The 23,862-nt window shown below is 60.0% G+C and carries 26 protein-coding genes; 10 read left to right on the forward strand and 16 right to left on the reverse strand.

Features of this window, described 5'->3' with window-relative positions:
* Window positions 1-21: 21 nt before the first annotated feature.
* The 13 genes from KQI82_RS00220 to KQI82_RS00280 all read right to left on the reverse strand — a co-directional run bounded on the left by KQI82_RS00220 (window position 22) and on the right by KQI82_RS00280 (window position 12,712).
* The gene (locus KQI82_RS00220) at window positions 22-861 is read right to left on the reverse strand and encodes an ABC transporter permease (RefSeq protein WP_216557036.1); all 840 of its coding nucleotides are present in this window, start codon (window positions 859-861) and stop codon (window positions 22-24) included.
* Between the two features lie 11 nt (window positions 862-872).
* Window positions 873-1,799 (reverse strand): ABC transporter permease, encoded by a 927-nt coding sequence (locus KQI82_RS00225; protein WP_216557039.1) that lies wholly within the window; start codon window positions 1,797-1,799, stop codon window positions 873-875.
* 16 nt (window positions 1,800-1,815) lie between these two features.
* Entirely contained in the window at window positions 1,816-2,934 is a 1,119-nt protein-coding gene (locus tag KQI82_RS00230; RefSeq protein WP_277602897.1) for a M24 family metallopeptidase, read from the reverse strand.
* A 9-nt stretch (window positions 2,935-2,943) separates the two neighbouring features.
* The gene (locus tag KQI82_RS00235; RefSeq protein ID WP_216557045.1) at window positions 2,944-4,383 is read right to left on the reverse strand and encodes a M20/M25/M40 family metallo-hydrolase; all 1,440 of its coding nucleotides are present in this window, start codon (window positions 4,381-4,383) and stop codon (window positions 2,944-2,946) included.
* 57 nt (window positions 4,384-4,440) lie between these two features.
* Window positions 4,441-5,385 (reverse strand): ABC transporter ATP-binding protein, encoded by a 945-nt coding sequence (locus KQI82_RS00240; protein WP_216557049.1) that lies wholly within the window; start codon window positions 5,383-5,385, stop codon window positions 4,441-4,443.
* A 4-nt stretch (window positions 5,386-5,389) separates the two neighbouring features.
* Window positions 5,390-6,358 (reverse strand): ABC transporter ATP-binding protein, encoded by a 969-nt coding sequence (locus KQI82_RS00245; protein WP_216557054.1) that lies wholly within the window; start codon window positions 6,356-6,358, stop codon window positions 5,390-5,392.
* Window positions 6,359-6,475: 117 nt separating this feature from the next.
* Entirely contained in the window at window positions 6,476-6,640 is a 165-nt protein-coding gene (locus tag KQI82_RS00250) for a cysteine-rich KTR domain-containing protein (RefSeq protein ID WP_216557057.1), read from the reverse strand.
* Window positions 6,641-6,653: 13 nt separating this feature from the next.
* Window positions 6,654-7,343 (reverse strand): FadR/GntR family transcriptional regulator, encoded by a 690-nt coding sequence (locus KQI82_RS00255; protein ID WP_216557060.1) that lies wholly within the window; start codon window positions 7,341-7,343, stop codon window positions 6,654-6,656.
* Between the two features lie 347 nt (window positions 7,344-7,690).
* Window positions 7,691-8,863, reverse strand: a complete 1,173-nt coding sequence (locus tag KQI82_RS00260) for an NAD(P)-dependent malic enzyme (protein ID WP_216557063.1) — start codon at window positions 8,861-8,863, stop codon at window positions 7,691-7,693.
* A gap of 1 nt (window position 8,864) precedes the next feature.
* Window positions 8,865-10,142, reverse strand: a complete 1,278-nt coding sequence (gene larAH6 / locus KQI82_RS00265) for a nickel-dependent malate racemase, LarAH6 family (protein ID WP_216557066.1) — start codon at window positions 10,140-10,142, stop codon at window positions 8,865-8,867.
* Between the two features lie 85 nt (window positions 10,143-10,227).
* Window positions 10,228-10,992 carry a creatininase family protein gene (locus tag KQI82_RS00270; RefSeq protein ID WP_216557069.1) on the reverse strand — a complete coding sequence of 255 codons (765 nt, stop codon included), beginning with the start codon at window positions 10,990-10,992 and terminating at the stop codon, window positions 10,228-10,230.
* Window position 10,993: 1 nt separating this feature from the next.
* On the reverse strand, window positions 10,994-12,472 hold the full coding sequence (locus KQI82_RS00275; protein WP_216557076.1) for a sodium:solute symporter family protein: 1,479 nt from the start codon (window positions 12,470-12,472) through the stop codon (window positions 10,994-10,996).
* Window positions 12,473-12,712 carry a hypothetical protein gene (locus tag KQI82_RS00280; RefSeq protein ID WP_187333109.1) on the reverse strand — a complete coding sequence of 80 codons (240 nt, stop codon included), beginning with the start codon at window positions 12,710-12,712 and terminating at the stop codon, window positions 12,473-12,475.
* Between the two features lie 274 nt (window positions 12,713-12,986).
* On the opposite strand from KQI82_RS00280, the gene KQI82_RS00285 reads away from it, so the two are divergent.
* A complete protein-coding gene (locus KQI82_RS00285) occupies window positions 12,987-13,874 on the forward strand; it encodes a MurR/RpiR family transcriptional regulator (RefSeq protein ID WP_216557080.1) in 888 nt (295 codons plus the stop codon).
* An 85-nt stretch (window positions 13,875-13,959) separates the two neighbouring features.
* Here the strand turns inward: KQI82_RS00285 and KQI82_RS00290 are convergent, their stop codons facing one another.
* Window positions 13,960-15,039 (reverse strand): amidohydrolase, encoded by a 1,080-nt coding sequence (locus tag KQI82_RS00290; RefSeq protein ID WP_216557083.1) that lies wholly within the window; start codon window positions 15,037-15,039, stop codon window positions 13,960-13,962.
* Between the two features lie 172 nt (window positions 15,040-15,211).
* Here KQI82_RS00290 and KQI82_RS00295 point away from each other — a divergent pair, with 172 nt between their 5' ends.
* Entirely contained in the window at window positions 15,212-16,030 is an 819-nt protein-coding gene (locus KQI82_RS00295; protein ID WP_187333106.1) for a Nif3-like dinuclear metal center hexameric protein, read from the forward strand.
* Window positions 16,031-16,142: 112 nt separating this feature from the next.
* On the opposite strand, the gene KQI82_RS00300 is transcribed toward KQI82_RS00295, so the two are convergent.
* Both KQI82_RS00300 and KQI82_RS00305 read right to left on the reverse strand, forming a co-directional pair.
* The gene (locus tag KQI82_RS00300) at window positions 16,143-16,595 is read right to left on the reverse strand and encodes a DUF4358 domain-containing protein (RefSeq protein ID WP_216557086.1); all 453 of its coding nucleotides are present in this window, start codon (window positions 16,593-16,595) and stop codon (window positions 16,143-16,145) included.
* On the reverse strand, window positions 16,592-17,422 hold the full coding sequence (locus KQI82_RS00305; RefSeq protein ID WP_216557089.1) for a GDSL-type esterase/lipase family protein: 831 nt from the start codon (window positions 17,420-17,422) through the stop codon (window positions 16,592-16,594). Before KQI82_RS00305 ends, KQI82_RS00300 begins: the two co-directional genes overlap by 4 nt.
* 281 nt (window positions 17,423-17,703) lie before the next feature.
* Here KQI82_RS00305 and moaA point away from each other — a divergent pair, with 281 nt between their 5' ends.
* The 8 genes from moaA to KQI82_RS00345 all read left to right on the forward strand — a co-directional run bounded on the left by moaA (window position 17,704) and on the right by KQI82_RS00345 (window position 23,848).
* Window positions 17,704-18,648, forward strand: a complete 945-nt coding sequence (gene moaA / locus KQI82_RS00310) for a GTP 3',8-cyclase MoaA (RefSeq protein WP_216557093.1) — start codon at window positions 17,704-17,706, stop codon at window positions 18,646-18,648.
* Window positions 18,649-18,650: 2 nt separating this feature from the next.
* On the forward strand, window positions 18,651-19,136 hold the full coding sequence (gene moaC, locus KQI82_RS00315; protein WP_216557096.1) for a cyclic pyranopterin monophosphate synthase MoaC: 486 nt from the start codon (window positions 18,651-18,653) through the stop codon (window positions 19,134-19,136).
* Window positions 19,137-19,138: 2 nt separating this feature from the next.
* Window positions 19,139-19,588 carry an MOSC domain-containing protein gene (locus tag KQI82_RS00320; RefSeq protein ID WP_216557100.1) on the forward strand — a complete coding sequence of 150 codons (450 nt, stop codon included), beginning with the start codon at window positions 19,139-19,141 and terminating at the stop codon, window positions 19,586-19,588.
* Entirely contained in the window at window positions 19,575-20,594 is a 1,020-nt protein-coding gene (locus tag KQI82_RS00325; RefSeq protein ID WP_216557103.1) for a molybdopterin-binding protein, read from the forward strand. Before KQI82_RS00320 ends, KQI82_RS00325 begins: the two co-directional genes overlap by 14 nt.
* Window positions 20,595-20,700: 106 nt before the next feature.
* Entirely contained in the window at window positions 20,701-21,564 is an 864-nt protein-coding gene (modA, locus tag KQI82_RS00330) for a molybdate ABC transporter substrate-binding protein (protein ID WP_216557106.1), read from the forward strand.
* A 74-nt stretch (window positions 21,565-21,638) separates the two neighbouring features.
* Window positions 21,639-22,316 carry a molybdate ABC transporter permease subunit gene (modB, locus tag KQI82_RS00335; protein ID WP_216557111.1) on the forward strand — a complete coding sequence of 226 codons (678 nt, stop codon included), beginning with the start codon at window positions 21,639-21,641 and terminating at the stop codon, window positions 22,314-22,316.
* 1 nt (window position 22,317) lies between these two features.
* A complete protein-coding gene (locus KQI82_RS00340) occupies window positions 22,318-23,346 on the forward strand; it encodes a sulfate/molybdate ABC transporter ATP-binding protein (protein WP_216557114.1) in 1,029 nt (342 codons plus the stop codon).
* A gap of 13 nt (window positions 23,347-23,359) precedes the next feature.
* Entirely contained in the window at window positions 23,360-23,848 is a 489-nt protein-coding gene (locus KQI82_RS00345) for a MogA/MoaB family molybdenum cofactor biosynthesis protein (protein WP_216557118.1), read from the forward strand.
* Window positions 23,849-23,862 lie beyond the last annotated feature (14 nt).

Genomic DNA, 23,862 nt, shown 5'->3' on the forward strand with positions numbered 1-23,862 from the left:
CTGAAAAAGACATCTGCCGCGTCACTCCATTTTGAGGACTCGGCGCATGAAATCGCCAAGGATAGTGATGGATGCGCAGGTGATAAAAATTGCCAGGCCCGGGATCGTGGCCACCCACCAGGCGGTGGCCAGGACCGCGCGGCCGTCGGAGGTCATCAGCCCCCAGCTGGAGCTGTCCGCCGGAACGCCCATGCCGATGAAGCTCAACGCGGATTCCAGCAGGATCATCCGGGCCGCCTCCGTGGTGGCCAGGGTGGTGATGATGCCCATCACGTTGGGCACAATGTGCTTCATGAGAATCCACCCGGGAGAGGCCCCCATGGAAACCGCCGCCCGGACATAGTCCATGGACCGCAGCGTGATCGCCTGGGAACGGGCCATGCGGGCATATCGGGGCCAGCTGGTGATGGACAAGATGAGGATGACGCTCCAGAGCGAGGGGTCGAAAATAGAGGCCAGCGTCAGCGCCAGCACAAAAAAGGGAATCGACATCTGGGTGTCGGTGACGGCGCAGGTCACAAGGTCCAGCGCACCGCCGAAATAGCCCGCCATCACGCCGATGAGGACGCCAAGGACACCGGCGAAGAGAACGCTGGCCAGGCACACCAGGAGCGACACCCGGCTGCCGTAGATGACCCGGCTCAAAATATCCCGTCCTAACTGGTCCGTCCCGAAGAGGTTGGCCAGACTGGGCGCGGAAAGGCAGTTCCGCAGATCCTGCTTCAGCGGGTCCATAGGGGCAAGCGCGCCGGCGAACAGGGCGCAGAGCACAATCACGATCAAAATGACAGCGGCCACATAGTGGGTCGGCCTTGCCAGATACCGGGCCCGCTGCAAAAGCCTGTTGGACTGTTTTTTCATAGCTCCTCCTCTTACCCCATACGCACCCGGGGATCCAGCACCGAATAGGCCAAATCCACGATCAGATTCACGAGGGCCACGGTGACCGCGCACACCAGCACAAAGGTCTGAGTCAGCGCAAAGTCCCGGTTGAAGATGGCGCTGACCGCCAGGCGGCCCATGCCGGAATAGCCGAACACCACCTCCGTGACCACAGAGCCGCCCATCAGCGAACCAAACTGCATGCCCACCGCCGTAATGGTGGGCAGCGCCGCGTTGCGGATCACGTGCCGGGCGATCACCCTGCGCTCCGTCAGGCCCTTGGCCTTGGCAGTGCGGATGTAGTCCTGACCCATCACCTGCAGCACGCTGGTCCGGACGATCCGGGCGTACATGCCGGCCTCAAAGGTTCCCAGGGTGATGGCGGGCAGGACCATGTGCTTCCATGTCCCCACGCCGGAGGATGGAAACCAGCGGAGCTTTACGGCAAACAGCAGAATCAGCATCAGCGCCCACCAGAAGGTAGGGATGCTCTGACCCAGCAAAGACACGGTGGAGACAATGCTGTCCGTGCTGGTTCCCGCCTTCCGGGCCGCCAGAATGCCGGCGGGCACCGCAATGGCAAGCGCCACGCACAGCGCCACCAGCACAAGCTTCAGGGTCTGGAGATAAGGCATTTTGATGACCTCCAGAGCAGGCAGCCCATAGCTGAAGGAATCGCCGAAGTCGCCGTGGAGAATGCCCGCCAGAAAGCTGAAAAACTGCTGGATCAGCGGACGGTCCAGTCCCAGGCTGGCACGCATGGCCGCGATCTGCGCCTCGGAGGCGTCCAGGGGAAGGTAAAGCGCCACCGGGTCGCCGCTCAGCCGAACCAGAAAGAACACCACGGCGGCAATGCCCAGCAGGGATAAAAGCAGCGTAACAATGCGCTTGCATAAGTAGACAATGGACTGTTTCAAGACTCCGCCTCCTTGCTTATGAGAGTTTCAGACTGCTCCAGTCGGCGGACCTGGACAGGATCCTGCCGCCTTCGGCCGTGACAAGGACGGTATCTTCGATGTGCATGATTGCGCCCAGGTTCCGGTGGGCCGGCTCCAGATTGATGACCATGTTCTCCTCCAGTGCAATGTCCGAATCCGGGCCGATGATAGGCGTGTCGTGCTGGCCCAGGCCCAGACCGTGGCCGGTGATGGTATAGGCGTAAATCAGCCGATGCTGTTCAAAGAGCTCCAGACAGAGATTGTGCAGCTCCCTGCCCCGGATCCCCGGTCTGGCCGCGGCAATGATCTGAGCCTGGATATGATAGAGAATCTCCCAATACTCCCTCTGCTCCCCGGTGGGTTCTCCCACAACAACCGTTCTCGCCAGGTCGGACATATATCCAGAAAAAATGCCTCCCGCATCCGTGCGGATGAGCTCTCCATTCTCCAGGGGGCGTATTTCCGCCTTAGGATGGGCCAGTGCAGCGTTTTCGCCCGCGCCGCAGGTCACGTGCTCCACCAGGTCCGCTCCGTTTCGCAGCAGCTCGACAGCGATGCGGCTCTCCACGTTCTTTTCCATCTCCCCGGGCTTTGCGGTCATAAACGCCTGGCGGATGGCCCGGTCGGTGGCCAGAGCGGAGCTGTGCAGGAGCCGAATCTCCTCTGGTGTCTTAACCATGCGGACCCAGTCTGTGATCTGATCCGCGGCAACGAACTCCGCATCGGGCAGACAGTCTCTCAGCTCATCGTAAAAGCGGGCGCTGAGGGCAATCTTTTCAAGGCCGATTCTTCCGCTCATCAATCCATAGGAGCGGATGACGTTGGCCACAAGCTCTATGGGAGAGTCGATGTACTCCCTGTAGAACACGGCGCCGCGGACCTTGGAGCTCTTTTCCACCAATGCCTCGGTGATGGCGCAGGCAACAAGAACCGGCTGACCCGACGCGGGAATCACAACGGCGCTCAATCGTGTGGGGATGGATCTGGCCGGGATCTTGTAGGCCTTGGTCAGATAGAAGACGCTGTCGTGTGAAGTGGCGACCAATGCGTCCAGTTTCTGTGTCTTCATTCTCTCCTGAATGCGCTGGATTTCCAAACGATCACTCCTTTCCATCCCGTTGTGTCAGTTCTCCGCGTAGTTATAAAGCAGATCGATAAACGAGGCCTCCAATTCCCGCAGTCCGGGGCGCTCATCACCGCTTTCGATGACAAGACACTCGTCAGGCCCCGCGTTGCCGCCCATGGTGATGCCGTTTCCAAAACCGGTGAGCACCTTGATGCCCAGCTTGTCGGAGATGACGCCCACCGGGTTGCTTGCGCTCTTTTTTGGCCAGATAAGGGGCTTGACCGGAGAATCCTCCAGGGCCCGGAGCGCGGCCTGAACAAGGTCGTCCTCCAGGTCGCTGCTGGTGGAGCCGTAGCCTCCCATCACGTCCATCTCAATGTCCGCAAAGCCGTGGGCATCCAAATGGCCGCGCAGGGCGGAGAGCGTCTGCTCCACCGTCATGTTCCGAGGCAGGCGCAGGTCAAAGCGGGCAACCGCTTCCGTGGGCAGCGTGAAGAGCGGTGTTCCAGGGCCGGTGTAACCCGCCCGCAGGCCGTTGATGTTGAAGGAGGGGTGGAACAGATAGCGCTTGAGAAGCTCCTTGCCCTCCAGGTCAAAGACGAATCGCTCAACCCTTCCGGGCTGGCCGGAGATGTATGGGAGGACATCCTGCAGAGGCCGGCCGTCGAACTGGGCAAGCAGCTCGTCGATGAGCCGGTCCTCCGCCTCTGTGGGCTGGGCCAGCCCCTCTCCGAATCCCTCAACGGTGACCTCCTGGGTTTCGGGATCAAACAGGGTGGACAGCGCCTGCACCAACCGCCAGACCGGACTGTCCACCACACACTGCGCCGAGCCGTGGACAAAAGAGCCCTGGGGGCCCCTGCCCCACTTTTCACCGCTGACCTTCATATCCAGGTGAATAAAGCCCTTGTTACCAAGCGTGATGATGGGCACGCCCGCAGGCGTTACTCCGGCCTCCGTACACAGGCCGTAATCCGCCGCCGCCAGCCGTTTTTGATACTTTTCCAGCATAAAGGGGACGTTCCTGCTGGAGAGGAACTCCTCTCCCTCGATGAGCAGCATCACATTGACCGGCAGGGTTCCGTCGGCTGCCACAATCTTCTTCAAAGCGTTGATAAAGGTCAGGATTGGCCCCTTGTTCCGCACGCCCCTGCCAAAAAGCACGCTTTTGAATTCGCCCCTTGGGCCAACCACGCCGCCAAAGGGCTCCACGGTCCAGCCCTGTCCCACGCTGTTGCAGTCAAAATAACCGTAGACCACCAGCGTCTTGGCCGCCTTGGCGTCGTAATAGCCCCAGACGCCGGGATAGCCCGGAGTCTCGATCAGCTCCGCCTCCGTGCAGTCCAACTCCTTGAGATGTCTCAGTATCAGCCCGGCGCACTCTCTCATCCCCTTCCCTTCACAGCTGATGCTGGGCTGGGCCACAAACTCCCGCAGATTTTCAAGGCTCACATCCAGTGTTTTTTCAGAATAAAGCAGACTTTCTTTTCTTGACATCGCAGCTTCTCCTTACCGTTGTCTCAATTTCGTATTTGCTCTGCGCCGCGCAGGCGTTTATTCATAGAGCCAGCACGCCACCTGATGGCCTCCGCCCGTGTCCTTCAGCGTCACATCTCCTTGCAGGCATCGCTGCGAGGCATGGGGGCAGCGTGGAGCGAAGCGGCAGCCGGGCTTGGGGTTGATGGGGTTGGAGAGTTCTCCCTTGATGAAGGTGCGCTCTCTCTTTTCCATCAGCTTCGGAATGGGGATTGCCGCCAGCAGCGCCTGGGTATATGGGTGCATGGGATGTTCAAAAATCTCCCTGGAGGAGGCCAGCTCGATGCACTGGCCCAGGTACATGACCGCAATTTTTGTGGAGATGTGCTTGACCACCGCCAGATTGTGGGTGATGAACACATAGGTCAGGTGCATGGACTCCTGAAGGTCCATCAGCAGGTTCAGAATCTGGGCCTGGATGGATACGTCCAGCGCGGAGACCGGCTCGTCGCAGACGATCATCCTCGGATTCAGGGCCAGGGCCCGGGCCACGCAGATCCGCTGCCGCCGCCCGCCGTCCAGCTCGTTGGGATACATGCTGGCAAAGCGGGGCGAGAGGCCCGCCATCTCCATCAGCTCCTTCACCCGGTCATTTGCCTCCGATCGAGTCCGATACACCTTGTTGATGAGAAGCGGTTCCGCGATGAGGTCCAAGACCTGGATGCGGGAGTCCAGGCTGAAGAGGGGGTCCTGAAAGATGATCTGCATATTGGGCCGCAGCTTCTTCCGCTCGGCGCGGCCACAGCTGACAATGCTCTTACCCTGAAAGAGCACATCTCCGGAGGTAGGACGCTCCAGGCCCAGGACCACCCGGCCCAATGTGGATTTGCCGCAGCCGGACTCGCCGACCACGCCCAGGGTCTCGCCCTCCTCCACACAGATGCTGACGCCGTCCACGGCATGGAGCTTTCCGTTTTTCACGTCGTAGTACTTTTTCAAATCCTTTGTTTCCAGCAGGGTCATAGCGTCATTCCTCCTTAAAGCGATGACAGGCGATCTCATGGGTCCCAACGCGGCAGACCGGGGGATGGACCGTCTTGCAGCGTTCGGTGCAGTAGCGGCAGCGGGGATGGAACTTGCAGCCCGTGGGCAGGTCCAGAGGGTCCGGCATGGCGCCTTCGATGGGACTGAGACGCCTTGCCTCTGATTTGATATCCGGAATCGCGCCGAAGAGCCCCTCCGTATAGGGATGATGGCGCCGTCCTTCAAAGATGTCCCGGACCGTACCCTGCTCCACGATCTCGCCGGCGTACACCACAGCCACTGTGTCGCAGACCTGAGCCACAATGCCCAGATCATGGGTGATGATCATCATGGAGGTTCCCAATCGCTCCTTCAGCTCCTCCACCAGATCCAGCACCTGGGCCTGGATGGTGACATCCAGGGCGGTGGTGGGCTCATCGGCAATCAGCAGTTCCGGATCACAGGCCAGCGCCATGGCAATGACAATGCGCTGCTTCATCCCCCCGGAGAACTGATGGGGGTAATCCTTTTTTCGGTCGGGCTGGATACCCACCAATTTCAAAAGATTGTCCACCCGCTGCTCCATATTTGTGCCGGAGTGGTCGTCATGGGCCTCCAGCACCTCCTTAATCTGCCTTTCAATGGTCATCACGGGATTGAGCACGGAGATGGGGTCCTGAAAGATCATGGCAATGCGGGAGCCGCGCAGTTCCCGCATTGCGCTCTCCGGCAGCCGGAGCAGGTCCTCTCCCCGATAGAAGACCTGGCCCTTTTCCACCTGCCCCGCCTTCTCAGGCAGCAGCCGCATGATGGAAAGCCCTGTGGTTGTCTTACCCGCGCCCGTCTCTCCCACAAAGCCCAGCGTCTGCCTGCGGTCGATGGAAAAGGTGATCCCGTTGACCGCGCGGGCAATCCCCTCCTCACTTGTGTAGACCACGCTCAGGTCCTTTACCTCCAACAGTGTTTCAGCCATGGTATCCCCTCCAAAAGATCATTTTTACCGGCGCTCATTTCCCTTGACCGCAAAAGAGCGCAGAGCCAACACCCATACAAGTGGGTGTTGGCTCTGCGCCTCAGCGTCTGGCTCTTTTTATTTCTGTTGTTCTAAGATTTTTCCTTCGCGCACGGTGATGACGGACTCATGCCTGCACTTTGGACAAAAGAGCGGGAAATTCTCAAGCACCGTGTCCCGCCTCACCTGTACCCTTGTCTTGCTGTTGCAAAACGGGCACAGCAACCAGATTTTATTTTCCATTACGCCATTCTTTTCATTCGTCGATGCTCTCGTCGATCAGCTTTTCCTTGATGCCGTAGATGTGGCGGTAGACGGCGGCCCGGCCCGCCACCAGGTCCCGGTTTTTGATGGCCTGCAAAATCAGCTTGTGTTCGTCGGTCAGGGCCCGCCACTTTTCGTATCCAAGATATTTTCTCTGCTCCAGCTCCCTGGTCAGCTTCAGGAGGTCTATGATCATGGAGGTTAGAACCACATTGCCGGTGGCCCGGGCCACGCAGGCCTCAAAGGATTTCTCCGGACTCACCGCGTTTTCCCAGCTCTGCTTTTCCATGTGCGCCTCTAACTTGGCGATCTTCTCGTCCGTCCCGCGGGTAATGAGCATCTCCACCGCGGCAATCTCCAGATTGATCCGGATATCCAGCACATCCAGCAGGGAGGACTTGTCCAGCGCCTTTTTGAGAAACGGGTCGTCCGACACCAGCTCGGGCCGTATATGTCTCAGGTATCTCCCCTGGCCCTGTCTGCTCTCAATGATGTTCTTGGACTCCAAAATCCGAAAGGTCTCCCGCAGCACCGCGGTGCCCACGCCAAGCTGGTTTCTAAGCTCCTTTTCAGAGGGGATTTTACATCCCGGCTTCCACTCGCCCCGCTCAATGAACCCGTTGAGCTGCTCCAGCACCTGCTCGTATAATCGGACTTTGCTCACTTTTTCCAATTGCGCCATTTTACCCCCTCACTCACCTATACGGTTAGTCGCTAACTTTTATATCAAAACCCAAAAGAAAAATATTCTATAAAACTATTGATATATAAGGATTTATTTCAAATTTTCACTTCTTTTTCTTCCATTCAAATTTTAGCGTGTTAGTCGTTAACTTGTTTTCAAGATACCACGTTCCTAAAACGTTGTCAAGAACATCTAAAAACATTTCTTTTTATACAAAAATACTTATCGAATCCGCACAAACCGTCGGTTGTGGATTTGCCGATTTGACCAAATCCACCCTCCGACTCCGCGCGGTACACAATAAAAAAGCCCGGCAAATGCCGGGCTCATGCGCGAACTTCCGACTATATCCTTGCCACGCCGTCCCTGCGGGCCGCCTCTGCCGCGGCCAAAGCCACGGCCTCCTTGACCCGGGGGTCAAACGCCTGGGGCAGGATATACTCGGCACTCAGTTCCTCATCTCCCACCAGTCCCGCGATGGCATAGGCGGCGGCGATCTTCATGCTCTCCGTAATCCGGCTGGCCCGCACATCCAGCGCGCCGCGGAAAATGCCGGGAAAGCAGAGCACGTTATTCACCTGATTGGGAAAATCGCTGCGGCCAGTGGACACCACCGCCGCGCCGGCAGCCCTTGCCTCATCTGGAAAAATCTCCGGCGTGGGGTTGGCGCAGGCAAAAATGACCGGGGCCCGGGCCATGCTCTTCACCATGTCGGCCGTCAGCGTCCCGGGGGCGGACACGCCGATGAACACATCCGCGCCGCGGATCACCTCCCTCAGGCTTCCCTTTTCCATCCGGCGGTTGGTGAGGCGGGCCATCTCCCGCTTGATGGGATTCAGGCCGTCCCGCCCCTCGTAGATAGCGCCGGAGCGGTCGGTCATAACCACGTTTTTCAGCCCCAGACTCATCATCAGCTTGATGATCGCAACACCGGCGGCGCCGGCGCCGCTGGTGACGATTTTCACATCCTCCAACTTTTTGCCCACCACTTTCAGCGCGTTGATCAGACCGGCCAGGGTGATGACGGCGGTGCCGTGCTGATCGTCGTGAAAGATGGGGATGTCGCAGCGTTCCTTCAGTTTTTCCTCAATTTCAAAGCAGCGGGGCGCGGAAATGTCCTCCAGGTTCACACCGCCGAAGGAGCCGGCGATCAGCGCCACCGTATCCACAATTTCCTCCACATTCTTGCTGCGTATGCAAAGGGGAATGGCGTCCACATCGCCAAAGGCCTTGAAGAGAACGCATTTGCCCTCCATGACGGGCATGCCCGCCTCGGGTCCGATATCACCCAGTCCCAGCACCGCCGTTCCATCCGTCACCACAGCCACCGTATTCCACCGGCGGGTCAGCTCGTAGCTCTTGCTGGCGTCCCTCTGAATCTCCAGGCAGGGCTGGGCCACACCCGGTGTATAGGCCAGGGACAGCGCCTCCCGGCTGTCCACCGCAGCCCGGGGAGTTACCTCAATCTTGCCCCGGAGCGCATAGTGCATCTTCAGTGATTCCGCTGCATAATCCATTTTAATTCTCCTTTTGTATAATTGGATGCTGCTCCTCCGCCCGGGGCAGTGTGGAGCCGCCATAGGGCATGGCCAACACCGACGCCTCCGCCCCGTACCGTTCTCTTGCCGCCCGATAGGCCTCCGCCACTGTGTGGAAGGGCTTTAAAAAAAGTCGCTCCACCTGCTGATCCTCCAGCTCGGAGACCAAGTAGACGTCCGCTTTTTCCAGCACCATGGCGATGGCAGCCGCCTTGTGTCCCCCCAGCCGGAATTCCTTTTGAATCCGTTCAATCAGGGAGTGGGCCGTGGGCGCGGACTCCATCCACCGGGCAAAGGTCTCCTCTCCCAGGCCTTCTTTGCACGAGCCGATCAGAATAATGACTCCTCCGTCCCGCACTGCGTGGGCGGCGTTGTCCAGCGCCTTCTGGGTCTGATACAGGTTCAGGTCCTTGGGCGCTCCGCCCTGGGAAACCAAAACAATATCCGCCTTTTTCCGGATTTTCTTTTGGTAGATGGCGTCCAAAAAAGCACAGCCCGTCCGGTGGGCCGCCGTCACATCGCCGGCAAAGGCCCGCAGAATCTGCTTGCGGGGATCAAGCACCACGTTCAGAATGAAGTCCACGCCCACCATAGACGCCGCCTCTTCGATGTCCTCCCGCACGGGATTTCCCTCCAGGCGGCCCGCGCGGGCCGCTGGCAGCACCATGGCGCTGTGGTTGGCCTGGATGGCCGCCCGGGTGGACACGCCGGGCATAATCGCCTTCGCACCTCCGGAATAGCCGGCAAAATAGTGGTACTCAATATTCCCCAGGCAGATGCGGCGGTCGGCCATGGCCACCCGACGGTCGATATCCACCGGAGTTCCCCGGGAGGTCGTCCCAATATGGACACAGTCCGCCGCATTCAGATCCACGCAGGCGATCTCCGCCCAGGCCCGCTCTCCGGCAAGGTGCTTCTTTTCCTCCTCCGTATGGCCGCGGTGGCTCCCCAGGGCAAAAACCAGCGTGATGTCTTCCGGCGCCACACCGCCCGCGTAAAGCTCATCCAACAGCGCGGGCATCACCGCATAGGTGGGCATGGGACGGGTGATGTCGCTGGTGACAATGGCCACTGTCTCCCCCTTGTGCACGATCTGCCGGAGGGGCCGGGCCCCAATGGGCGCGGCCAGCGCGTTTTTGACCGCCTCCTCCCCGCAGGGCCCCGGCGGCAGCTTGTTGGGCTCCAGCACCCCCATGAGGTTTTTTTCATCCACCTCAACGCCCTGCCGAGACGTGCCGATTTTAAATTCCAAATACATGCTTTCACCTCATCGTGCAGGCACACTCGACAGTGCAGGGAAGCCGGCAGAACCCGGCTTCCCTGCACATCCCGCACATGGATTTTTACAGAAGATTGCGGAATTCCACCAAAAAGTCACGGATATACTCCGCGCAGACCTCCAGCATTGCCTCGCCGTGGGCCCGGGTGGAGCCTCGGGGATCGCCGGGGCCAAACCATCCGCTGGGCGCAAGCTCTCTCGTGTCACGGGCCAGACGGATTGTGCCGCCCCGAAAGTGAATGGCCTGGATGTACTTCGCGGAAATTTCCTCCGTGGGCTGCCCCGGGTTCATGTCCCTGCACAGGCTCAAATCCACACAGCGCTCGTCCACCGCCATCATGGCGGAGGTCTCCAGGATGTCCCCGTGGCCCCCGTTGGCAAAGCGCTGGTCGATCTGGCCCACCACGCTCCACCAGTCGATGCTGGCCAGAATGCCTCCGGCCCGGTACACCTCCAGCGCCGCCTGGTCAATGGCCGGCGTGTTGCCCCCGTGGCCGTTGATGACCGCAAAGCGGCGCACCCCGTGCTGCATCATGGCCTTCGTCACCTTGCTCAGCAGCATGTAAAGGCCCTCGTAGCCGATGTTGATGGTTCCGGAAAAGCTCATGTGATAGTCACACACGCCAAAGGGAATGGTGGGCAGGACCACCACATTCTCCATGCCCTCCATGGCCTCCACCCGTTCGGCCAGGTTTCTTGGGACCAGGAAGTCGGTGCCCAGGGCGCACTGGGGCCCATGCTGCTCTGTGCTGCCCAGAGGGAGGACGGCAATGGGGTCTCTTTTCAGCGCGGCTTCCGCCTGCGCAGTGGTCATTCGTTCCAGAAACATATCAATTGACGAGCATATGCCGCTTCAGGGTCTCCTCCGAGGCAGCATACTTCTGCGTGGCCAGGCTGACCACAAACATCACAATCGCTGCCACCACGGCAGCGGGCACCACAGCGTGGAAGCCGTGGATCATGGCCTTGAGCGCAGGCACCTTGGTGCAGGCGATCAGCGTGACCACGCCGCTGACAATGGACGCGATTGCGGCCGGGCAGGTGGCCTTTTTCCAATACATGCCGAACAACACCGGCACGATGAACATGGCCATGCCCGCAAAGGCAAAGGTGTTGATGATAAAAATACTGCCGGGCTGGGCGCAGCCGAAGATGATGACAATGACGCCGATCACAATGGTCACATACCTGGAGATCTTCATGATGAACTCGTCGCTGGCCTTGGGGTTGATGAATTTCTGATAGATGTCGCGGGTGGCGGCGGAGGTGGCAGTGATCAGAACGCCGTCGATGGTGGACATACCGGCGGCGGCGATGCCGGCAATGAACACGGAGGCCACAACAGGGGGCAGTCCGCGCTGGATGATGACGGGGATGATGTAATCGTGGTTGCTCAGCTCACCGATGAGCGGATAGCCCAGCACACCGGCCCAGGAGCACATGGTGCACGTCAGCATCATGCCCACGGTAGCAAGGATCACGGAACGGAACATGGTCTTGTGATCCTTCATGGCAAAAAACTTGGTGAACAGCTGGGGCTGGCCCATGGTGAAGAAGGACCAGAGCAGAATGTTGGAGACGTAGTAGCCCCAGGGCATGGCGCCGTTGGCACCGGGGAAGGTCATAAAGGATTCGCCGATCTTGGCCAGGCTTTCATTGAGGCTGCTCATGCCGCCGCCCATCACCAAGCAGATCACAAACGCGGCAATGGCCGCGCCGAACATCAGAACGCCCTGGACCACATCGGTCATCATGGCGCCGCGCATGCCTCCGGTCATGCAGTAGCCGATGACGATGACGCCCATGCCCACGATGCCCACCCAATTGGGAAGTCCGGTGAACACATTGACCAAAATGCCGGCGCCAAGAATCTGCGCACCCATCATGGGAATCAGGAAGCAGAGCATCATGACGCCCAGCACGCCGCTCATCTTTTTGTTCTCATAGCGGTCGGAGAGATAGTCGGACAGGGTCAAAAAGCCTTCCCGATGGCCCAGGGTGACCAGCCTGCGGCCGATGAAAATCGCGGGAATCACCAGGGAGAAGGCGACGCCGGGGACATTGATGCCCATGCCGGCATAGCCGATGCCGTAAATCGTGCCGGGCGTGCCCAGGAAGGTGCCCATGCTGTACTGGGTGGTCGCGTAGGCAATGCCGCTGACAATGAACCCGGCCTTGCCGCTGAGGACGAAATAATCCTGCATGGTGTTGGTATGCCGGGTCGCATAGATGCCGATGCCCGCCATCAGCACTATATAGAGGCCGATGACCACAAAAAACGGCACGGGATTGACTGCTACTTCAGGCATTTATTTGTCCTCCTTCTCATCGAATTCGTGATATTCAGGCCTTTTCAGCGCCATCCTGGTCCAAATCAGAATCAAGATCACGGTGGTGACTCCCACAGCAAGCCACCCATAGATGTAGTTGGGTACGCCAAAGGGCCCCGGGATGTACGACTCGTTGACAAAGCAGGGAAGCGGGAGCATGATCAGGACAAATAGCCCTGTGAAAATTGCTCCCCAGATCGTGTTGAAGCGATCCTTCATTTTTCTCACTCCTTATTCCTGATTCGAAGCAGCAGCTTCTATTTGCATCATACCCGATCCTTCTTTAAAAGTCAATTATTTACTTTAATTTTATTTAAAAATATAGCATATGCTCTTGTTTGCTTTAATTTAAAATTCCAGTAAATACGCTAAAATTATTTATAATTTTTTATTTATTTGTGTGAAAATCACAAAATTTCTTGCATCTTCTCCCCTATTATGCTATGATTGGTCAAAATCCTTTTACAAAATTTATGGTATTGGTATTAAAGTGATGAACAACAACACAAATATCCTCTCCGTCATTCAAGCCTCCTATGAATCCCTCAGCCGCACCCAGCGAAGGATTGCGGACTATCTGCTCCAGCATCCAGACACCAGCTGCTTTTTCACCTTAAAACAGCTCTCCGCCGCCACCGGCACCACGGAGGCCACCATCCTCAGCTTCTCCCGGCAGATCGGCTGTTCCGGCTTTCTGGACATGCGCAGCAAGCTGCAAAGCTACATTACCCAGTGGATGTCGCCCAACGAGAAGATCAAAACTGCCATCTTAAAGGATGACGGGAAAAGCAATGTGAGCGCCGCCATCGCCGAATCTGAGATCAAGGCGCTGAAGCAGACCTTTGCCCATGTCAGCGAGGCGGATTTTGCCAAGGCCCTGTCACTGCTGAAAAACGCGGACCGGATTTATCTTTTGGCCTACGACTACGCGGCCATTGTCTCCAACGTGTTTGCCGAGCGGTTCCAGCGCCTCGGCGTGGATGTGGTCAACTTAGGGGGAAAGAGCATTCCCGACCTTTTGTACCACCTGGCGCTGCTCCAGCCGGACGACCTGCTGATTCTCTTCTCCTACGCGCCCTATACCCAGTTCCCCATCGCGCTGGCCCGCCACCTCCACGACGTCCAGGACGTCAAAATCCTCTGTTTTTCCGACAACGTCTCCGCTGCCGGCGCACAGTTTGCGGATGTGGTGCTGACCAGCGTCACCAAAAACGCCATTTTCCTCAACTCCATGACCGCGCCCATCTCTCTCATCAACCTGCTGGCCTCCATCTATGTCTCCGACAGCAAGGAACGCTATTCCGCCTTCAGCGAGAACCTCTCCCGTCTGCACAGCGTGCTTACGGAGACCTGCCCCAGCGCGGACCACTGGCTCGTCTGACATGGATTTTACAGCAATGACTAAAAAAGCGGGCGCCGGACAAATGTCGGCGCCCGCTTTTCCCATATGAGTCAGAGAGAGGAGATCACTTCAGTTCCAGCAGCCTGCCGACACAGCGGCAGAGGATTTGAACGCCAATGGGAAGGCAATCCGGGTTAAAGCGCATGTCCCGGCTGTGGAGCCCGGGAACCAGATCCGCCCCCAGGCCCATATAGGCCACGGGGATTCCCCCCTCCATATGGTAGGCGTGGAAATCCTCGCTGCCCAAGGTGTGCACCGGCGGCGCAACATCGCCCAACACTTCCCGGATGGCCTCCTCGCAGACCGCCACCAGCCCGGGGTCGTACTCCGCCGCATAACCATGGACTTTATCACAACTCACGCGGCAGCCTACCTTTTCCCCGCTTTGATTGGCACATTCCAGCACCGCTTGGGTCAGCTGGTCCCCCAGGGCGTTGCTTTGGGCGCGCAGGTCAAAGGTCACGCTGCATCGCTCGGGGATCACGTTGTGCATGTTGCCGAAGCAATGGGCATTGGTGGCCTTTGCGGACCAGCTCTGATCGGTATGGATTTTCAAGCGGTCCACCTGGACAATGGTCTCCGCTGCCGCCGACAGCGCATTGACGCCCTCAAAGGGCCGGGCGCCGTGGGCCGCCTTTCCGTAAAACGTGACCGTCATAGGGATGGTGGCCTGGTGCATCAGCTGCGCCGTGGCCTGGCCCAGGGGCAGTTCGGATTTTGGCCGCAGGTGCATGCCCAGCAGCCCGTCCAGATGGGGCAGGCCCCCGTCCCGGACAACGGCGCTGGCGCCGCAGATCGTCTCCTCCGCCGGCTGAAACAGCAGATACAGCGTTCCCCTGCGGATCCCCTGTCTGGCCACCTGGGCTCCCGCCGCCAGCACCATGGCGCAGTGGGCGTCATGCCCGCAGGCATGGCACAGGGTTTTGCTGCCGTCTTCGTTGTTGAATTCCAGGGCGTCCATATCCGCCCGCAGCCCGATGGACAGTCCCGGCTCCGACCCGTGCAGGGCAGCCAGCAGGCCTGTCCCGGCAATGGAACGGACTTCAAACCCCAGTGACTCCAGCCTGGACCGCAGATACCCCGAGGTCTGATATTCATGAAATCCAATTTCCGGAATCTGATGCAGCCGCTTCCAATCTTCCATCAGCTGTTCTGTTTCGACTTGTATATTGATGGGAATCACCTCATTTATTGGCTTCTGAACTCTTATGGATTCTATCATAGCGCATCACATTTTTAATGTCAATGAAATAATATTTGATTTTTTTATTGTATATGCTATAATAACTCATAAATTCAATAAGGGAGTGAATAGTATGGCAAAACCAAACCTGGTTCCTGCGGAGTTTCTATACGACCGCCTCACTGAGCAGTTCAAACCGGACCGGTGCACGGACATTTTTGACAAGATCGGCGTACAGGAGCACAACACGGACTACATCTCCAAAGTCTACACCGCAACCTTTGCCAATCCCGCTGTCATTGAGAACATCCTCTCCCGCGGCGAGGAACATGTGATGCTGTTCTGCCACCATCCCCGGCCGCCTATGCCCAGCCTGCAGGAGGGCTATGGCATGGTGCCCCAGGAGCTGCTGGACCGGATGAAGGCGCAGCAGGTCAGCTTTTTCTCCTTCCACATCCCCCTTGATGTGGCGGGCCCCTACTCTCCCGGCAACACGCTGGCCCGCGCCATGGGCACCAACCCCTATGACACCTGGTATCCTCAAAACGGCGCTCTTTTGGGCGCGCTTTGCCAGTCCGGATTTGAAACCGTGGACGAGCTGGAGCACCGCTTTGCCGCCACGGTGGGCCACCGGGTCAGCCGTTACTCCTATGGCAGCAACACGCTGACCGACGGCAAATTCGCCGTCATGGCCGGTATCTCCAGAAGCACGGACGCTTACCGATTCCTAAGGGAAAACCGGATTAACGTCCTGGTGACCGGCGTCACCGCCCCCACCGTGGAATGGAGCCAAGCCATCCATGAGGCGGCCAGGGAGCACCATGTCACCCTGTTGGGCGGCACCCACTACTCCACAGAGAAGTTCGCCCTGATGTCGCTGTGCCCCTATTTCCGCAACCTGGGAGTGGAGGCAGAGTTCATTGACGAGACTCCGGATCTTGCCGAGCTGTAGACCTTTTTCCCATCAGGCCGCGGCCCCCGCTCCCCTGCCCTGTACCTCGCGTCAGAAAAAAAGCCGCAAAGACAGCCGCCCTAAAAGGGCGGCTGTCTCTTTTTCAAGGTCTCTATTTCAAGTATCCATCCACCTGCTCATTGGCGCTGTCGGCATCTGCGCAGACCACCGCGATCACGTACACGCCCGACTGCCGGGCCACGGCGTTTTTCAATTTCTCCGCCTCGTCCGGCATGTAGTCCGCATAACTTTCCCGGCGGTCGGAAAAGCGCTGTTGGACCTGCTCCAGGATTGCTTTGGCTCCATCCTCATCCCTGGCCTCAAACACCGCCACCTCATCCGCCGAGGCGCCGCTGCTGGCATAGGCCGCCGTGGAGGTCCCTTCCGGCAGGTCCGGGTACATGGTTGCCGCGATATCGCTGTCAATGGCAAAGATGTCTCCGCCAAAGAGATTGCTTTGGGCCAGCTCGTCGGCCGTGGCCTGGATATCCAGGGTGATCTGCTGCGTGCCGCAGGCGCTCAGCAGCAGTATCACCGCACCCAGCAGGGCTGCTGTTCGTTTCATTTTTCCAATCCCTCAATCGTATGTGTTTTTAAATAGGCGAGCCAGATCTTGCAGTACTCCGGCACCAGGTGCTCCCCGTCAAAGGAAGCCTCCGGAGGGAGATTTCCCTCCCCGTCGGACACCGCCTCCGCCACGTTGACGTAAGCCGCGTCCTTCTCCTCCGCCAGCTCCAGCAGAAGGTCGTTGTACATGCGGATCCGTTCGTTGCTGATATAGGTGCCTTCCTCATCCTTGGCTTTGCTCACCGGCAGGATGGACTGAATATAGATCAGCGCGTCGGGGTTGATCTCCCGGATGCGGTCGATGATCCGGCCGTACTGCTCCTGGTATTGCTCCGGATAAACCCAGCCCAATTCATTCATGCCCAGCATGATATAAGCCTTGGCAAACTGCTTGGTAGCCAGCGCGTCCATCATCGTCATCTTTTTCCCGTTCACGGTGACAGTCTTTTTGTTAAACGCCTCGCTGACCGTCAGACCCACCGTGGTCAGAGACTGGCTGCCCTTCAGCCCAGAGTACAGCATAAATCCCTCTGTGCGGGAGTTTCCAATAAAAATGGCGTCGGAGAAATAGTCGTCCTCCACCGCCGCGCTCTCCGCCACCACGCAGGTCTTCTCCTCCGGCCGCAGCGTCTCCTGCTGTAGCACCTCCTCCTGCACGGAGTCGGTCTCCTTCGCCTGCTGCCGCTTTCCGATGGTGACGATCCGCTTGGTCCGCTTCTGCGCCTGAGGCACGGTGCTCCCGGCCCCCGGAAGCTGCGTCTGATCCGTTGGAACCGCGGTGCCGCTTCCCTGTACCAGCGTGGTCAGCACCACTGTCAAAAGCAATATGCAAACAACGGCCGGAATGCTCCAGCGCCCTGTTCTCTTGTGATAGTATCTCCTCTTCCCCGCCATGTGATTCCCCTTCTTTTGATCTTATTTTCTATTCTACAACAAAAGACGACAAAATGCGTTAAAAAGTTGAAACAAAGTTATAACAAATTTTCCGAATTTTTTGTATGAACCAAATCCATTCAACCGGTTGCTCCGCGACAGGTGAATTTCTTGACTTTCCCCCTTTGAAAGGTTATACTTTTTAAAAAACAACGTGAGAGGAGGAACGTTCAGTGAAGGACGGACACATGCGGGACATCCGGTATCTCCGGCTGTCGGTTACGGACCTTTGCAACTACCGCTGCCAGTACTGCATGGCGCCGGAGGGCGTGGAGAAGCGGCCTCACAACGATATCCTCTCTGTGGAGGAGTGCGTGGAAATCGGCGGAGCCGCGGTCTCCTGCGGCATCCGGAAAATCCGCCTCACCGGCGGCGAACCCCTGGTGCGGCGCGGGATCGTGGACATCTGCCGGGGGCTCTCGGCGCTGAGCGGCCTGGAGGAGCTGTGCCTGACCACCAACGGGAGCCTCCTCCCCCAGTTGGCCGGTCCCCTGCGCCGCGCCGGCGTGGACCGGCTGAACCTCTCCTTGGACACTCTGCGGCCCCGGCGGTTTCAGGAGATCACCCGCCTGGGCTTCCTTGACCAGGCGCTGGAGGGAATCCGGGCTGCGGAGGAGGCGGGATTTCCCCGCCTGAAGCTGAACGTGGTGCTGATGGGCGGCATCAACGACGACGAAATCCCCGACTTTATTGAGTTGACCCGCACCCACCCTTGGGAGGTCCGGTTCATCGAGCTGATGCCTATGGGCCCCTGCGCCGGATGGGACAGCTCCCGTTTCCTCTCCGCCGACGAGGTGCTTCGCCGTTTCGGCGGCCTGATCCCCCTGAAGGACTCAGGGGTGGCCCGGCGGTTCCAGGTGCCCGGCTGGGCCGGCACGGTGGGCCTCATCGAACCCATGAGCCACCGGTTCTGCGGTACCTGCGACCGCATCCGCGTCACCGCCGACGGGAGGCTCAAGGCCTGTCTCCACTCCCGGCAGGAGCTTGAGCTGCGTGGACTTCACGGCAAGGCGCTCCTTGAGGCCATCCGCCGGGGCATCGCCTCCAAACCGGGGTGTCATCACCTGACGGAGGATGGCAGCGAAACGCCCCGATGCATGAATGAGATTGGAGGATAACAATGTCGGACTTGACTCATTTCAACGGCCAGGGACGCTCCCGCATGGTGGATGTGACCGGAAAAGAACTCACTCACCGGACCGCGTCCGCCGCCGGAGCGGTGGCGGTCAGCGCGGAGGTGCTGGAGCGCATCCGCTCCGGCACAGTGAAAAAAGGCGACGTGCTGGCCGTGGCCCAGGTGGCTGGGATCATGGCCGCAAAGCGCTGCTGGGAGCTGATCCCCATGTGTCACCCTTTGTCCCTCACCGGCGTGGATCTATCCTTTTCCCTGGAGGAGGACCCCTGCCGGGTGGAGATCCGCTCCCATGTCTCCTGCGACGGCGTCACCGGCGTGGAGATGGAGGCGCTGACCGCGGTCTCGGCGGCCGCGCTGACGATTTATGATATGTGCAAGGCCATGCAGAAAGACATGGTCATCGGCCCCATCCGCCTGCTACGCAAGACCGGAGGCAAGAGCGGGGACTACTGCGCGCGGGAGGAGGAATGAATATGGCTCAGGTGGTTTCCGTAAACATCAGCCTTCGCAAGGGCGAGCAGAAACACCCGGTGGGCGCGATTCAGCTGAAGCTGCGCCACGGCATTGTGGGCGACGCCCACGCCGGAGACTGGCACCGGCAGATCAGCCTCCTGGCGGAGGAGAGCGTGGACACCATGCGCCGCCCGGACCTGACTCTGGACCCGGGCGCCTTTGCCGAGAACATCAACACCAGGGGCATCTGCCTCAAAGCCCTTCCGGTGGGCGCCTGTCTGCGCATCGGGGAGGCGGTGGTGGAGGTGACCCAGATCGGCAAGGAGTGCCACGGCGACTGCGCTATTAAGAAGGCGGCTGGAAAATGCGTCATGCCCACGGAGGGCATCTTTGCCGTCGTCCGCCGGGAGGGCACGGTGCGCCCCGGCGACACCATCGAACGTTTGGAGGGCGGATATGAAGCAGATTGAAACGAGGCGTGCTGTGGGCCACGTTTTGTGCCACGACCTTACGCAGATCATCCCCGGCCAATACAAGGACGCCCGGTTCCGCAAGGGCCATGTGGTGACGGAGGCGGATATTCCCGTGCTCCTTTCCATGGGCAAGGAACACCTGTACGTCTGGGAGATGACGCCGGGCATGGTCCACGAAAACGACGCGGCAGAGCGCCTGGCCGCCCTGTGCCGGGGGGAGGGGATGATCCTCTCAGAGGCAAAGGAGGGCAAGATCGAACTCACCGCCGCATACGACGGCCTCTTCCGGGTGGATGAACGGCGGCTGAACGATGTCAACAGCGTGGAGGACGTCATGGTGGCCACCCGCCACGGCAACACGGCGGTCCGCAGGGGCGACAAGCTCTGCGGCACCCGGGTGATCCCCCTGGTGATCGCCGAGGAAAAACTTTTCGCCGCCGAGGAGGCCGCCGGCGGCTCCCCCTTGCTGGAGCTGCTTCCCTACCGGCTGAAGCGGGCCGCCGTGGTCACCACCGGCAGCGAGGTGAAAAATGGCCTCATTGAGGACCGGTTCACACCGGTGGTGGTGGAGAAGCTCAGAGCCTACGGCATCGAAACCGTGGCCCAGATCAACTCCGGCGACGGCGTGGAGCAGGTGGCCGGGGCCATTGCCAAGATGCGTTCGCTGGACATCGACCTGCTGCTGTGCACCGGCGGCATGAGTGTGGACCCGGACGACAGCACGCCGGGCGGCATCCGCGCCTCCGGCGCCCGGATCGTCACCTACGGCGCGCCGGTGCTGCCCGGCGCCATGTTCCTGCTGGGCTATTACGACGACGGCCTTCCGGTGATGGGCCTGCCCGGCTGCGTCATGTATGCCGGCGCCACGGTCTTTGACCTGGTCCTGCCCCGGGTGGCGGCAGGCGTCCGCGTGACCCGGGCGGACATCGTGGCCCTGGGCAACGGGGGGCTGTGCCTTGGCTGCAGACCCTGCCACTGGCCCAACTGTCCCTTCGGCAAATAATAAGGCGCCGGGTTTCCGGCGCCCCTTTACCCATTCGTTATTCTCTTGTAAATACCACGTTTTCATACGGGCCCGGTTCATATTGCATCAGAAAGGAATATTTTTTATGAAGAAGCTGTTTTCACTGCTCCTGACCCTGACTCTCTCCCTTACCGCCTGCGGCAGCGGCGGAGGATCCGCCGGCTCCTCCGGAAGCGCCGGTTCCCTGGATTCCTCCCAGGCCGATCCGGTGGAGCTCACCGTCTTTGCCGCGGCCTCCATGACCGAAACCATTGACCAGATCATCCATCTCTACAGGGAGGAGGCGCCCAACGTCACCATCCTTGCCAACTACGACTCCTCCGGCACACTGCTCAAGCAGATCAGGGAGGGGGCCGACTGCGACCTCTTTATCTCCGCCTCCCCCACCCAGATGAATGCCCTGGACGGCTCTCTCAAGGATGACGCGGAGAAAAATCCCGACGGCCTGGACATGATCAACTCCCAAACCCGCATCGACCTGCTGGAGAACAAGGTGACTCTGGCCGTACCCAAGGGCAACCCCAAGGGCATCGGGAGCTTCGATGAGCTGTCGGAGCTGCTCAAAAGCGGGGACGTCCTGCTGGCCGTGGGCAACAGCGATGTTCCGGTGGGCCAGTACACGCTGAAGCTCTTTGACTATTACGGTCTGGACGAGGCCGCCCTGAACGGCGCCCAGGTGCTGACCTATGGCTCCAATGTGAAGGAGGTCACCACCCAGGTGGCGGAGAGTGCCGTGGACTGCGGCATCATCTATGCCACCGACGCCTTCTCTGAAGGTCTGGAGGTGGTGGACGAGGCCACGCAGGAGATGTGCGGCCAGGTGATCTACCCCGCGGCCGTGCTGCGCGGCAGCGCCCACAGCGGTGAGGCAAAGGCGTTTTTGGACTATCTGCGGACCGAGCCCTGCGCCCAGGTCTTCGAAAGCGTGGGCTTTACGATGATGCAGTAATCTGCTATCCTATATGGCAAAAGCCGGACAGGCGCTGTCCGGTCTTTTCAAATCACTGCGGAGGTGATGCTCCTTTGGACTGGTTTCCACTTTACAACTCGCTGCGGATTGCCGCGATCTCCACGGCGGCTGTCTTTATCCTGGGGCTGTTTTCCGCCTACTACGTCGCGAAGCTCCCCCGTCTGGTGAAGGGAACGCTGGATGTGCTCCTCACGCTGCCCCTGGTGCTGCCTCCCACGGTGGTGGGCTGGCTGCTGCTGCTCCTGCTGGGACCCCGGAGGCCTCTTGGCGCTTGGGTGCTGGAGGTTTTCGGCACCAAGATGGTGATGACCTGGTGGTCCGCCGTCTTTGCCACGGTGGTGGTCTCCTTCCCGCTGATGTACCGCACCGCCCGCGGCGCTTTTGAGAGCTTTGACACCACCCTCTCCGACGCGGGGCGGACGCTGGGCCTCTCCAACACCTATATCTTCTGGCGCGTCCGGATGCCCTTTTGCCGTGAGGGCATTCTGGCGGGCATGGTGCTCTCCTTTACACGGGCCTTGGGGGAGTACGGCGCCACCTCCATGATTGCCGGCTACACCCCGGGCCGCACCGCCACCATCTCCACAGCCGTCTACCAGTTTTGGCGCACCAACGACGACGTTTCAGCCACACGCTGGGTGCTGGTGAACATCGCCATCTCCGCTGTGTTCCTGCTGGCCATCAACCTGCTGGAATCCCGGGACCGGCGGGTGCGAAAGGGAGGGCGGTGACATGCTGAGTGTGGACATTCAAAAGCGTCTGGGGGACTTTCAGCTCCAGGTGCAATTCGAAACCGGCAGCTCGCCGCTTGCGCTGCTGGGCGCGTCGGGCTGCGGCAAGAGCGTCACGCTTCGCTGCATCGCCGGAATTCTCCGGCCGGATGAGGGGAAGATCATTTTAAACGGCAGGACCCTCTTCGACAGCGCCGGACACATCGACCTCCCGCCCCAGAGGCGGAAGGTGGGATATCTCTTTCAGCAGTACGCCCTCTTCCCCAACATGACGGTGCGCCAGAACATCGCCGTGGCCGCGCAGAAGGGGCGGCGGAAGGAGACCACGGCGGAGCTGCTGCGCCGGTTTCACCTTGAGGACGTGGCGGAGCACCGGCCCAGCCAGATCTCCGGCGGCCAGCAGCAGCGCACGGCTCTGGCCCGCATCCTGTCCTCGGAACCGGAGGCCATCTTGTTAGACGAACCCCTCTCCGCCCTGGACCTCTATCTCCGCCGTCAGCTGGAGGAAGAGCTGCGCTGCGCCTTAACCGCCTTTTCCGCCACTTCGGTCTGGGTGACCCACGACCAGGGGGAGGCCTGCCGCAGCTGCCGCCAGGTCTGCGTCATGGAGTCGGGGGCCGCCTTCGGCGCGCGGCCCATGGAGGAGTTTTTCGCCGACCCCGTTTCCGTCTCCGCCGCCCGGCTCTCCGGCTGCGAAAACCTGGTGGGGGCCGTCCCCCGGGGGACGGAGGTTGAAATTCCCCTGTGGGGGATCACCCTGCGCCGCGCCGCGCCGGCGGCGCCTGAAACCACCGCTCTGGGGCTGCGGATGCAGCATTTGCGTCTGGCCCGGGAGGGCGTGGAAAATTCCTTTGCCTGCTCTGTGGTGCAATCGGCGCCGGAGGCCTTTTCCGATCTTCTGACCCTGCGGCCACTCTCCGCCGCGCCGGAGGCGCCGCTGCTGCACATGGAGGCGGAAAAGGGCCGCTGGGCCGCCGGAGACCTGCTCTATGTCTCCGTCGCCCCGGAGCATGTGCTCACACTTCGATGAGGAGGAATGTCTCATGTTTACCGCCGCTGTGCTGACAGTCAGCGACCGGAGCTTTCGGGGCGAACGCCCCGATCTCTCCGGTCCCCTGGTCCAATCCATGCTGGAGGAGGCAGGCTACGCCGTGGCCTCCCTGGACCTGGTGCCGGACGAACAGCCCCAGATTGAATCCGCCCTGCGCAGGCTCTGTGACAGCGCTCAGGTGCAGCTGCTGCTCACCACCGGCGGCACCGGCTTTGCGCCCCGGGACGTGACCCCCGAGGCCACCGCCGCCGTATGCGAAAAGCTGTGTCCCGGTATTCCGGAGGCCATGCGCTTTGCCTCCATGCGGTTTACCCCAAAGGCCATGCTGTCCCGGGCCCAGGCGGGCATCCGGCGAAGAACGCTGATTGTCAACCTGCCCGGCAGTCCCAAGGCCGTCCGGGAGAACTTGGGAGCGGTGCTGCCCACCCTGAATCACGCTCTGCAGATGCTCTGCGGCGGTCAGGCCGACTGCGGCCGGTAACTTTTTTGTCTGTC

It is taken from the genome of Dysosmobacter acutus (assembly GCF_018919205.1).
GTDB lineage: Bacteria > Bacillota > Clostridia > Oscillospirales > Oscillospiraceae > Oscillibacter > Oscillibacter acutus.

What these genes read in the sequence shown, in the direction of transcription:
- modA (WP_216557106.1), top strand. Translation starts at nt 20,701, where the DNA reads ATGAAGAAGCTGTTTTCACTGCTCCTGACCCTGACTCTCTCCCTTACC.
- KQI82_RS00270 (WP_216557069.1), bottom strand. Translation starts at nt 10,992, where the DNA reads ATGTTTCTGGAACGAATGACCACTGCGCAGGCGGAAGCCGCGCTGAAA.
- KQI82_RS00340 (WP_216557114.1), top strand. Translation starts at nt 22,318, where the DNA reads ATGCTGAGTGTGGACATTCAAAAGCGTCTGGGGGACTTTCAGCTCCAG.
- KQI82_RS00245 (WP_216557054.1), bottom strand. Translation starts at nt 6,358, where the DNA reads ATGGCTGAAACACTGTTGGAGGTAAAGGACCTGAGCGTGGTCTACACA.
- KQI82_RS00280 (WP_187333109.1), bottom strand. Translation starts at nt 12,712, where the DNA reads ATGAAGGATCGCTTCAACACGATCTGGGGAGCAATTTTCACAGGGCTA.
- KQI82_RS00290 (WP_216557083.1), bottom strand. Translation starts at nt 15,039, where the DNA reads ATGGAAGATTGGAAGCGGCTGCATCAGATTCCGGAAATTGGATTTCAT.
- KQI82_RS00230 (WP_277602897.1), bottom strand. Translation starts at nt 2,934, where the DNA reads ATGGAAAGGAGTGATCGTTTGGAAATCCAGCGCATTCAGGAGAGAATG.
- moaC (WP_216557096.1), top strand. Translation starts at nt 18,651, where the DNA reads ATGTCGGACTTGACTCATTTCAACGGCCAGGGACGCTCCCGCATGGTG.
- KQI82_RS00220 (WP_216557036.1), bottom strand. Translation starts at nt 861, where the DNA reads ATGAAAAAACAGTCCAACAGGCTTTTGCAGCGGGCCCGGTATCTGGCA.
- KQI82_RS00300 (WP_216557086.1), bottom strand. Translation starts at nt 16,595, where the DNA reads ATGAAACGAACAGCAGCCCTGCTGGGTGCGGTGATACTGCTGCTGAGC.
- KQI82_RS00255 (WP_216557060.1), bottom strand. Translation starts at nt 7,343, where the DNA reads ATGGCGCAATTGGAAAAAGTGAGCAAAGTCCGATTATACGAGCAGGTG.
- KQI82_RS00260 (WP_216557063.1), bottom strand. Translation starts at nt 8,863, where the DNA reads ATGGATTATGCAGCGGAATCACTGAAGATGCACTATGCGCTCCGGGGC.
- KQI82_RS00285 (WP_216557080.1), top strand. Translation starts at nt 12,987, where the DNA reads ATGAACAACAACACAAATATCCTCTCCGTCATTCAAGCCTCCTATGAA.
- KQI82_RS00320 (WP_216557100.1), top strand. Translation starts at nt 19,139, where the DNA reads ATGGCTCAGGTGGTTTCCGTAAACATCAGCCTTCGCAAGGGCGAGCAG.
- KQI82_RS00345 (WP_216557118.1), top strand. Translation starts at nt 23,360, where the DNA reads ATGTTTACCGCCGCTGTGCTGACAGTCAGCGACCGGAGCTTTCGGGGC.
- KQI82_RS00240 (WP_216557049.1), bottom strand. Translation starts at nt 5,385, where the DNA reads ATGACCCTGCTGGAAACAAAGGATTTGAAAAAGTACTACGACGTGAAA.
- KQI82_RS00275 (WP_216557076.1), bottom strand. Translation starts at nt 12,472, where the DNA reads ATGCCTGAAGTAGCAGTCAATCCCGTGCCGTTTTTTGTGGTCATCGGC.
- larAH6 (WP_216557066.1), bottom strand. Translation starts at nt 10,142, where the DNA reads ATGTATTTGGAATTTAAAATCGGCACGTCTCGGCAGGGCGTTGAGGTG.
- KQI82_RS00325 (WP_216557103.1), top strand. Translation starts at nt 19,575, where the DNA reads ATGAAGCAGATTGAAACGAGGCGTGCTGTGGGCCACGTTTTGTGCCAC.
- KQI82_RS00295 (WP_187333106.1), top strand. Translation starts at nt 15,212, where the DNA reads ATGGCAAAACCAAACCTGGTTCCTGCGGAGTTTCTATACGACCGCCTC.
- KQI82_RS00250 (WP_216557057.1), bottom strand. Translation starts at nt 6,640, where the DNA reads ATGGAAAATAAAATCTGGTTGCTGTGCCCGTTTTGCAACAGCAAGACA.
- KQI82_RS00235 (WP_216557045.1), bottom strand. Translation starts at nt 4,383, where the DNA reads ATGTCAAGAAAAGAAAGTCTGCTTTATTCTGAAAAAACACTGGATGTG.